At 64.2% G+C, this 9,308-nt stretch carries 7 protein-coding genes and 1 pseudogene; 6 read left to right on the top strand and 2 right to left on the bottom strand.

Translation table 11 applies throughout. The annotated features are described in order from the left end of the window. The first annotated feature begins 20 nt into the window (after positions 1–20). Positions 21–902, top strand: a complete 882-nt coding sequence (locus RMN99_RS14200; protein WP_309623982.1) for a CPBP family intramembrane glutamic endopeptidase — start codon at positions 21–23, stop codon at positions 900–902. Here the strand turns inward: RMN99_RS14200 and RMN99_RS14205 are convergent. Together RMN99_RS14205 and RMN99_RS14210 are read right to left on the bottom strand one after the other, a co-directional pair. Beyond that, positions 899–2,461, bottom strand: coding sequence for a cryptochrome/photolyase family protein (locus RMN99_RS14205; protein WP_309623983.1), 1,563 nt, complete (start codon positions 2,459–2,461; stop codon positions 899–901). The two genes, RMN99_RS14200 and RMN99_RS14205, sit on opposite strands and share 4 nt — an antisense overlap. After that, positions 2,458–4,623, bottom strand: coding sequence for a primosomal protein N' (locus tag RMN99_RS14210; protein WP_309623984.1), 2,166 nt, complete (start codon positions 4,621–4,623; stop codon positions 2,458–2,460). The genes RMN99_RS14205 and RMN99_RS14210 overlap by 4 nt, the downstream gene beginning before the upstream one ends. A gap of 72 nt (positions 4,624–4,695) precedes the next feature. On the opposite strand from RMN99_RS14210, the gene RMN99_RS14215 reads away from it, so the two are divergent. From RMN99_RS14215 to RMN99_RS14235, 5 genes and pseudogenes are all read left to right on the top strand, one after another. Next, complete coding sequence (locus tag RMN99_RS14215; protein WP_309623985.1) at positions 4,696–5,376, top strand: DUF4197 domain-containing protein; 681 nt, start codon at positions 4,696–4,698, stop codon at positions 5,374–5,376. Positions 5,377–5,600: 224 nt separating this feature from the next. Next, positions 5,601–6,251, top strand: coding sequence for a fructose-6-phosphate aldolase (gene fsa / locus RMN99_RS14220; protein ID WP_309623986.1), 651 nt, complete (start codon positions 5,601–5,603; stop codon positions 6,249–6,251). 17 nt (positions 6,252–6,268) lie between these two features. Beyond that, positions 6,269–8,089, top strand: a complete 1,821-nt coding sequence (gene cobT / locus RMN99_RS14225) for a cobaltochelatase subunit CobT (RefSeq protein WP_309623987.1) — start codon at positions 6,269–6,271, stop codon at positions 8,087–8,089. Then, positions 8,086–8,757, top strand: a complete 672-nt coding sequence (locus RMN99_RS14230; RefSeq protein ID WP_309623988.1) for a nitroreductase — start codon at positions 8,086–8,088, stop codon at positions 8,755–8,757. Before cobT ends, RMN99_RS14230 begins: the two co-directional genes overlap by 4 nt. Before the next feature lie 150 nt (positions 8,758–8,907). Beyond that, positions 8,908–9,308 (top strand): annotated as a pseudogene (locus RMN99_RS14235) (cysteine--tRNA ligase); the annotation flags it as partial.

Genomic DNA, 9,308 nt, shown 5'->3' on the forward strand with positions numbered 1-9,308 from the left:
ATGTCGATCAGGAGAATCCCATGAATGACGCCGCGCTTGCCGCAGCCCCTGTGCCGCCATCGCTGGCGCGGCGGATCATTGCTTTCCCGCTGACCCTGCTGATCCTTGGCTTCGTGGGGGTCGCGGCGGTCGGGGTCGCGGTCGCGCGGTCGTGGGACTTGCTGGAATTTGAAAGCAATACCCCGCAAAAGATGCTGGGGGCGGTGTTGATGGCGGCAGCGGTGATCCTGGCTTACAAGGCGTTCAAGCGCTGGGTCGAACGCGCACCCGATACCGAATTTGCCGCCAACGGGGCCCTGCCAGAACTCGCCGCCGGGATCGCGTTCGGCACGCTGCTGTTCACGGTGATGACCGGGATCGTTGCCCTGCTGGGCGGGTTCGAGGTGCTGGGTGTGCGCGGCGCCGGGCAAATCTGGACCATGCTGGCGATTGCGATTGTCAGTGGCACGATCGAAGAAACGCTGTTTCGCGGGATTGTGCTGCGCCATCTTGAACAGCTGATCGGGACCTGGGGGGCGCTGGCCTTCACTTCGGCGCTGTTCGGGCTGCTCCACATCGTCAACCCCGATGCGACCTGGTGGTCATCGCTCGCGATCGCGCTGGAGGCTGGAATTCTGCTCGGCGCGGCCTATTTGCTGACCCGCCGGCTGTGGCTGGCGATCGGAATCCACGCGGCGTGGAATTTCACGCAAGGCTGGGTCTTTTCGGTCCCGGTATCGGGCGGCGATGCCCCGCTCGGCCTGCTGATCACCCGGCGCGTGGGGCCGGACTGGCTGACCGGCGGTGATTTCGGACTTGAGGCGAGCGTGGTGGCGATGGTGATCGCGACCTCGGCAGGCGTGTTGCTGCTTGTTATGGCGGCGCGGCGCGGTCAGATCGTTCGGCCGATGTGGCGGCGTTAGTCACCGCCGCGCGCCCAACCGGGGCGGGCCGGATCCAGCGTGTCAAGGAACGCATCGGCGCTGGCAATGTATGCGCCGCGCTTGCCCGCATCAATCCGCCGCCAGGTGGCATAGGGATTGGCCAGCCGCCGGTTTGCTGCCAGCGTGGGGGCGTTGCGGTCAAGAAAGTGCCAGTAAAGTGCATTGAACGGACAGGCATCCGGACCAGTCTTCTTCTTCACATCGTAACGGCAGCTGGCGCAGTAATTGCTCATCCGGTTGATGTAGGCACCGCTGGCTGCGTAGGGTTTTGATGCCAGTCGCCCGCCATCGGCGAACAGCGCCATGCCGGCCACATTGGGCAATTCGACCCAATCGAAGGCATCGGCATAAACCACCAGGAACCAGTCGGCGACCTGGCCCGGATCAAGCCCGGCCAGTAGCGCGAAATTGCCCAGCACCATCAACCGCTGGATGTGATGGGCATAAGCATTGTCGCGCGTGGTGCGCACGCAATCGGCGATGCAGGCCATGTCGGTTGCGCCGGTCCAGTAGAAATCGGGCAAGGGACGCCGGGCATCCAGCGCATTGGCTGTCGCTAGCCCCGGCATCGTTTGCCAGTAAACCCCGCGGATATATTCGCGCCAGCCGATGATCTGGCGGATAAAGCCTTCAACGGCAGCAAGCGGGGCATTGCCCTTGCGGTATTCCGCCTCGGCGCGGCGGCACAGGTCCAGCGGATCGAGCAGGCCAAGGTTGATCGCCGGTGAAAGGACCGCGTGGAACATGAAATCCTCGCCCGCCACCATGGCATCCTGCCATTGCCCGAAGATCGGCAGGCGCTCGCTCAGGAAGGCTTCTGCCGCCGCCTCTGCCTCGCTGGCGCTAGCCGGCCAGTTGAACGCGCCAAGCGCGCCGAAATGATCGGCAAATTCACGTTCGACCAGGGCCAGGACCGCCGTGGTCGTCGCATCCGGCGCAAAGCGGGGAAGCGCCGGTCCGCGCAATCCGGGAGACGGGCCCGACCGATTCTCGGCATCGAAGTTCCAACGCCCACCCTCAGGATGATCGCCGTCCATCAGCAGACCGGTCTTGCGTCGCATCTCGCGGTAAAAGTATTCCATGCGCCATTCACGGCGATTTTCGGCCCAGTGTGCGAATTCACCGTGGGTGCAAAGGAAGCGATCATCCTCCAGCACTTCGACCGGAAGGCCGAGCGCTGCAGACCATGCCGCGACATCTTCGCGCACCCGCCATTCGCTCGGTTCGGTCAGCCGCAGAGCGTGCGGCTTGTGGCGATCTACCGCCCGGGCGAGTTCACCAGCAAAGCTGCCGGTGTTGTCCGGATGGTCCAGCGCAACGTAATCCACCGTCCAACCAGCTTCGCGCAGTTCAGCAGCAAAGTGGCGCATAGCGCTGAAAATCAGCGCGATCTTCGACTTGTGGTGTTTGACGTGGGCGGCCTCGCGCCGGACTTCCATCATCAGCACCACACTGCCTGCCGGATCCGATCCAACGAGGCTGGCAAGTCGGTGGCTTAGCTGGTCGCCCAGAACCGGAATGAGCACGGGCTGGGTCATACGAAACTATACGGATCGATATCGACCGCGACGCGCACCCCTTGGGCGAATTGCAGCTGCCCCAGCCAGGCCCGGATCACGTCCTGCAATTGCGCAGAGCGGCGGGCGTTGATCAGCAGGCGATAGCGATAGCGCCCGCGCAGCAGCGCCAGCGGGGCCGGGGCGGGGCCCAGCACCACCACATCGGGCAGGTTGGGCGCCATTGCGCCGATCGCCTTGGCCGCCTCGCGCGCTTCAGCTTCGTCCTCGCTGGAAACGATGATCGCGGCCCAGCGGCCGAACGGCGGTGCGCCGGCATCCTTGCGGCCTTCAGCCTCGGCGGCGTAGAACGCATCACGGTCGCCAGCAGCCAGAGCAGCGATCACCGCAGCTTCGGGATGGCGCGTCTGGATCAGCACTTCGCCGGGCTTTTCGCCGCGGCCGGCGCGGCCTGAAACCTGGGCGATCTGCTGATAGGTGCGTTCGGCGGCGCGCAGGTCACCGCCTTCAAGGCCAAGGTCGGCATCGATCACGCCGACCAGCGTCAGCTCGGGAAAGTGGTAGCCTTTGGTGACCAGCTGAGTGCCGACAATCACGTCAATTTCCCTTTGTTCGGCTGCGGCCACAAATTGGGCGATTTTCTCCGGGCTGTTTAACGTGTCCGAGGTCACCACGGCCAGACGTGCGTTGGGGAATAGTTCGCGGACCTCGTCGGCGATCCGTTCTACCCCCGGACCGCATGCAACAAGGCAATCGCCTTCGTGGCATTCGGGGCAGACCTCCGGCGTTGGCATTTCGTGTCCGCAGTGGTGGCAGGCGAGCCGTTTCGAGAGCCGGTGTTCGACCAGCCAGGCGCTGCAATTGGGACACTGAAAGCGATAGCCGCAATGGCGGCAAAGCGTCAGCGGGGCATAGCCACGGCGGTTGAGGAACAGCAGCGATTGCTCGCCCTTTGCCAGCCGCCCGGTCAGTTCCGCCACCAACGGCGGGGCCAGCCAGCGGCCCCGTTCGGGTACATCCTTGCGCAGGTCGATCACCCGCACTGCTGGCAATTCTGCCCCGCCATAGCGCGCCGGGAGGTCGATCTTGGTATAGACCCCGGCCTCGGCCAGTTGCAGCGATTCGAGCGCCGGGGTGGCACTGGCCAGGATTACCGGCACCGCTTCGAACCGCGCCCGGATCACCGCCACATCGCGCGCGTTATAGCGCACGCCGTCGTCCTGCTTGAACGACACCTCGTGCGCTTCATCGACCACGATCAGGCCCAGCGCCCCAAACGGCATGAACAGCGCCGAGCGTGCGCCGACAACCACTTGCGCCTCACCCGAAACGATTGCCCGCCAGGCGCGCCGCCGCTCGCTTTGCTTGACCGACGAGTGCCACAGCAGCGGCGGGACGCCGAAGCGCGCTTCGAAGCGGCGCAGGAAGTTTTCGGTCAGCGCGATTTCGGGCAGCAGCACCAGCACCTGGCGCTGTTGCCGGATCGCTTCGGCAATTGCCTCGAAATAGCATTCGGTCTTGCCCGATCCGGTCACCCCGTCGAGCAGGAAGGGGGTAAAGCCGCCCTGGCGCACGGCCGAAACCAGCTGATCGGCGGCGGCCTGCTGCAAGTCTGACAGTTCGGGCTGAGCGTAATCGGCCCGCGCGCGCAGATAAGGCCGGTCGAGATCGACGGTGACCGGTTCAAGGATCCCGGAGCCCAGCATGCCGCGCAGCACGCCTTCTGAAACGCTGGCCAATTCGGCCAGTTCGCGGATGCTGGCCTGTTCGCCGTGCAGCGCGTCCATCGCCGCCGCGCGCTGCGGGGTCAGGCGCTTGGGTTCGAGGCCGGACAGGCGGTATTCGGTGGTGGTGCCGCCGCCGCGCAGCGCCGCCATCGATCCCAGCGCCATCCGCGCGACCGCGTTCATCGGCGCAACGTAATAGTCCGCGGTCCATTCGATCAGGCTGCGCAGCGCCTTCGAAAACGCCGGCACCGGCAGCACCTCAAGGATCGGGCGAAGCTTGCTGTCGGGAACTTCCGTGCCAGCCAGCCGTTCTGGTTCCCAGACGATCCCCAGCACCTGGCGTGGCCCCAGCGGGGCGATCACCAGTTGGCCGAAATCTGTCGCCATTCCAGAGGGAAGGCGATAGTCTAGGACCTGCAGCACCGGATTGAAAACAAGGAGTCGGACACGGGACATTGTCGCTACGCTATGACGACAATCCCGCGCCAAGCTCAATCGCTAATTCAAGGTCGCACCATGGGGGTAGAGATGGAATTGATCGCAAACGGAACTTTTGCACGGCGGGCCTTCCTGGTCGGCACGGCGGCCGCGGGCATTCTCGCGCTGCCGGGCTGCCAGGCGCTGGGCGGCTTCAGCATGACCGAGGCGATCAAGCGCTTGCTCACCTTGTCGTCCAGAAATGCCTTTGCCAAACTGACTGCACCGGGCGGATTCTGGGATAGCGAAGTGGCGCGGTTCGATCTGCCGGTGCTGTTTACCGGGGGCGGGGCGGTGCAGACGCTGCTGTCCTCCGGGCCGTTCAAACAGGGCCTGCAAAAGCAGCTCAACCTGGTCGCCGAAAAGGGCGCAGAGCGCGCTGCGCCGGTGGTTTACGATGCGGTCAAGAAGCTTTCGGTTACCGATGCCGTTGGCCTGATCAAGGGCGGACCGACCGCTGCCACATCGTTTCTGCGCGCCGAAATGGGCCCGGCCCTGATCAATGCGATGATCCCGGGTCTGTCCGATGCGCTCAGCGTCACCGGCGATCCGATCGTGCGCCAGGCGATGGCGGCGCTTGCCGGGGTCGATGTCGGCCAGGTTGCCCAGGCCGTTGCGCTCAGGGCCGATAACTCGGTCTGGTACCAGATCGGGGCAGAGGAAAGCGCGATCCGCGCCAATCCGTCCAGCACCAACGATCCACTGTTGATCGGGGTGCTCAAGGTTCTTTAGCTTCAGGTCCTCTCCGTTTTTGGCGTCTGCCACAAATGGGGAGGTGGATGGGCCGACAGGCCCAGACGGAGGGGTTTGGACGCCAGAGCAGAAGTCCCTCCGTCATTTGTTGCGCAAATGCCACCTCCCCATTTGGCTTCGCAAAATTGAGAGGATCGGTGGCTGGCATGATCTGCACGCAGGTCATATAGCGACAGGTGACTCGCACCAAGGAGCCGTGTGCCGTGAAGTTCTTTGCCGATACCGCCGAAATTGCCGACATCAAGGAACTGGCCGCCACCGGCCTGCTCGATGGCGTGACCACCAATCCCAGCCTGATCATGAAATCGGGCCGTGATTTTGTTGAAGTGACGCGTGAGATCTGCGGGATCGTCGATGGCCCGGTCAGCGCCGAAGTGGTCGCACTCGATCACGCCGGGATGATGGCCGAGGCGGAAACACTGCGCAAGATCGCCGACAACGTCTGCATCAAGGTGCCGATGACGCTTGATGGCCTCAAGACCTGCAAGGCGCTGTCCAGCGATGGCACCATGGTCAACGTCACGCTGTGCTTTTCGGGCAACCAGGCGCTGCTCGCGGCCAAAGCCGGCGCCACCTTCGTTTCGCCGTTCGTTGGCCGCCACGATGACAATGGCTTCGACGGGATGGACCTGATCCGCGACATCCGCCTGATCTATGACAACTATGATTTCCGCACCGAAATCCTCGTCGCATCGGTGCGCCACGTGGTCCACGTGCTCGAAGCCGCGCGGATCGGTGCCGAAGTGATGACCGCGCCGCCCGCCGTGATCAAGGCACTGGTCAAGCATGTGCTGACCGACAAGGGCATCGAAGGTTTCATGGCCGATTGGGCCAAGACCGGGCAGACGATTTAAGCGAACTGCGCAGGCCGATGTCAGACGAATCCCCCCTCGACCGCTTCAAAAGCGTTCTTACCGGCGCCTCGCGCGCGGTGGCGCACGAGCCTGAGGTGGAGATCGCGTGGACCGCCGATGCTCCGGTGGCCAATGGCAACAATTTCCGCCTGCCGATGCCGGGGCGCAACCTGCCGCGCGATCAGGCAATGGAAGCGCGCGGCTTTGCCGATAGCTTCGCGCTGAAGCTGCGCCATCACAGCGAGGGGCTCCACAGCCGCAATGCGCCGGGCGAGCCGACCGCGCGGGCCTGTTACGATGCGGTCGAGCAGGTCCGCTATGAAGCGCTGGGTGCGCGCGATTACAAGGGCATGCGTGACAACCTTGATGCGGCGCTGGTGGTACGTACCCAGGGCGATCCGATCACCCGCGCCAGCCGCGCTGATGAGGTGCCGATGCAGGCCGCGCTGGCGCTGCTGCTGCGCGAGCACCTGACCGGTCAGCCGGTGCCTGAGGCCGCGCGTGAAGGCGTGGCGATGCTGCGCGACTGGATTGAGGAAAAGGCCGAGGGCGATTTTGATGCGCTATCGGCGATGCTCGATGATCAGCAAGCGTTCCAGCAGCTCTCGCTCAGCATGCTCCAGCACCTTGAACTGACCAAGGCCCAATCGCTCGAACCCGATACCGAGGAGGGCGAGGACCAGGACGGCGAGGATGAAAACGAGCAGCAAAGCGACGACGGTGAGACCAGCGAGGATCAGAACCCCAGCGAAGTCGCCAGCGAGCCCAGCGAAGGCGACGACGAGGGCGAGAGCGAGGACGAGCGCCAGACCGAGGAAGACAATTCCGATTCTGAGGAAGGCGAGGAGGGCGACGAGGGCATGCTCCCGACCCGGCCCAACCGGCCATGGACCGAACTGCCGCTGAAATTCGATTACAAGGCCTATACCGAAGCGTTTGACGAAGTCGTGGCGGCCAATGATCTGTGCGACGAGGAAGAGCTGACCCGCCTGCGCGCCTATCTGGATGCGCAATTGAAGGGCTTGCAGGGGATCGTCACCAAATTGGCCAATCGGCTGCAGCGCCGCTTGATGGCGCAGCAAAACCGCAGCTGGGATTTCGACCAGGAAGAAGGCCTGATTGATGCCGCGCGACTGGCCCGGGTGATCATCTCGCCCGGCCATTCGCTGAGCTACAAGGTTGAGCGCGAGGTCGATTTCAAGGACACCATCGTCACCTTGCTGATCGACAATTCGGGGTCGATGCGCGGGCGGCCGATCTCGATCGCAGCAATCAGCGCCGATGTGCTGGCGCGCACGCTGGAGCGCTGCGGGGTCAAGACCGAGATCCTCGGCTTCACCACCCGCGCCTGGAAGGGCGGGCAAAGCCGCGAGGCCTGGCTCGGCGGCGGCAAACCGGCGGGTCCCGGCCGGCTCAACGATCTGCGCCATATCGTGTACAAGAAGGCCGATATGCCCTATCGCCACGCCCGCAAGAACCTTGGCCTGATGATGCGCGAGGGGCTGCTCAAGGAAAACATCGACGGCGAGGCGCTGCTCTGGGCCCACGCCCGCCTGCTCGCCCGGCCCGAGGATCGCCGGGTGCTGATGGTGATTTCAGACGGCGCGCCGGTGGATGATTCCACGCTGAGCGTGAACAACGCCGGCTATCTCGAGCTGCACCTGCGCAAGGTGATCGACTGGATCGAGAAGCAGAGCCCGGTGCAGCTGGTGGCGATCGGGATCGGTCATGACGTCACCCGGTACTATCGCCGCGCGGTGACGATCATGGATGTCGAGCAGCTTGCGGGCACGATGATCGAGCAACTGGCGGGGCTGTTCGAGGAGGAAAGCAAGTGAACGTAACCGAAGCCGTCGCCACGCGCCGTTCGATCCGTGCTTTCCAGGACAAGCCAGTCGATCAGGCTGTGCTGCGCCGCGTGCTCGAAAAAGCGCAGAACGCGCCCTCTGGGGGCAATACCCAGCCGTGGAATGCGGTGATGCTGTCCGGCGAGTCGCTGGCCAGGCTGCTGGGCCATGTCGCCACGGTGGTGCCGCAGGGCCGCGCCGCCTTTGCGCCCGAATACAACGTCTATCCGCCAGAGCTTGACGGGCGCTACGAGACTAGCCGGTTCGGCGTCGGCGAAGCGATGTATGCCGCGCTCGCGATCCCGCGCGAAGACAAACCGTCGCGGCTCAAATGGTTCGCGCGCAATTTCCAGGCCTTCGGCGCGCCGGTGCTGATGCTGATCCACACGCCGCGCTATATGGGCCCGCCGCAATGGGCCGATATCGGCATGTGGCTGCAGACCATGGCGCTGCTGCTGCGTGAGGAAGGGCTCGATTGCTGCATGCAGGAAGCATGGGCAGTCTATTCGAAGCAGATCCGCGAAAGCGTGGCGATCCCCGAGGATCACATCTTCTTTTGCGGCATGGCGATCGGCTGGGGGGATCGCGATCTTGCGGTCAACCAATTCCCGGTGCCGCGTGTAGCCCTTGATGAAGCGGTGCGCTGGGAAGGGTTCTGACCAGGCCCCCTCGCGCTTGCGGGAGGGGTTAGGGGTGGGCCAGTCCGCCGCCGCCAACACTGCTCGGAAAATTGACTCACCCACCCCCAACCCCTCCCGCAAGCGGGAGGGGAGTTGACCTTTCGCTGCCTCTGCGTAAGGCCACGCCTCATGACCGACCTGCGCCTGTTCAACAGCCTGACCCGCCAGCTTGAGACTTTCCAGCCCGTCCACCCGGGTGAAGCCCGGGTCTATTCGTGCGGGCCGACGGTCTACAACTACCAGCACATCGGCAACATGCGCGCCTATGTCTTCGCCGATACGCTGGGGCGGGTGCTTAAGTTCAAAGGCTACGATCTCAAGCATATTGTCAACATCACCGATGTCGGGCATCTGACCGATGACGCCGACGCGGGCGAGGACAAGCTGGAAAAGGCCGCTGCGGAACGCGCCCAGTCGATCTGGGACATCGCGCGGCACTACACCGAAGCGTACTGGGCCGACGTCAAGGCGCTCAATATCCGCCAGCCCGCGCAGTGGTCGATCGCGACGGACTATGTTCCCGCGATGAT

Source organism: Novosphingobium sp., assembly GCF_031417815.1.
Lineage (GTDB): Bacteria > Pseudomonadota > Alphaproteobacteria > Sphingomonadales > Sphingomonadaceae > Novosphingobium.

Coding starts and splice junctions, on each gene's coding strand:
- RMN99_RS14200 (WP_309623982.1), top strand. CDS start 21: ATGAATGACGCCGCGCTTGCCGCAGCCCCTGTGCCGCCATCGCTGGCG.
- RMN99_RS14205 (WP_309623983.1), bottom strand. CDS start 2,461: ATGACCCAGCCCGTGCTCATTCCGGTTCTGGGCGACCAGCTAAGCCAC.
- RMN99_RS14210 (WP_309623984.1), bottom strand. CDS start 4,623: ATGTCCCGTGTCCGACTCCTTGTTTTCAATCCGGTGCTGCAGGTCCTA.
- RMN99_RS14215 (WP_309623985.1), top strand. CDS start 4,696: ATGGAATTGATCGCAAACGGAACTTTTGCACGGCGGGCCTTCCTGGTC.
- cobT (WP_309623987.1), top strand. CDS start 6,269: ATGTCAGACGAATCCCCCCTCGACCGCTTCAAAAGCGTTCTTACCGGC.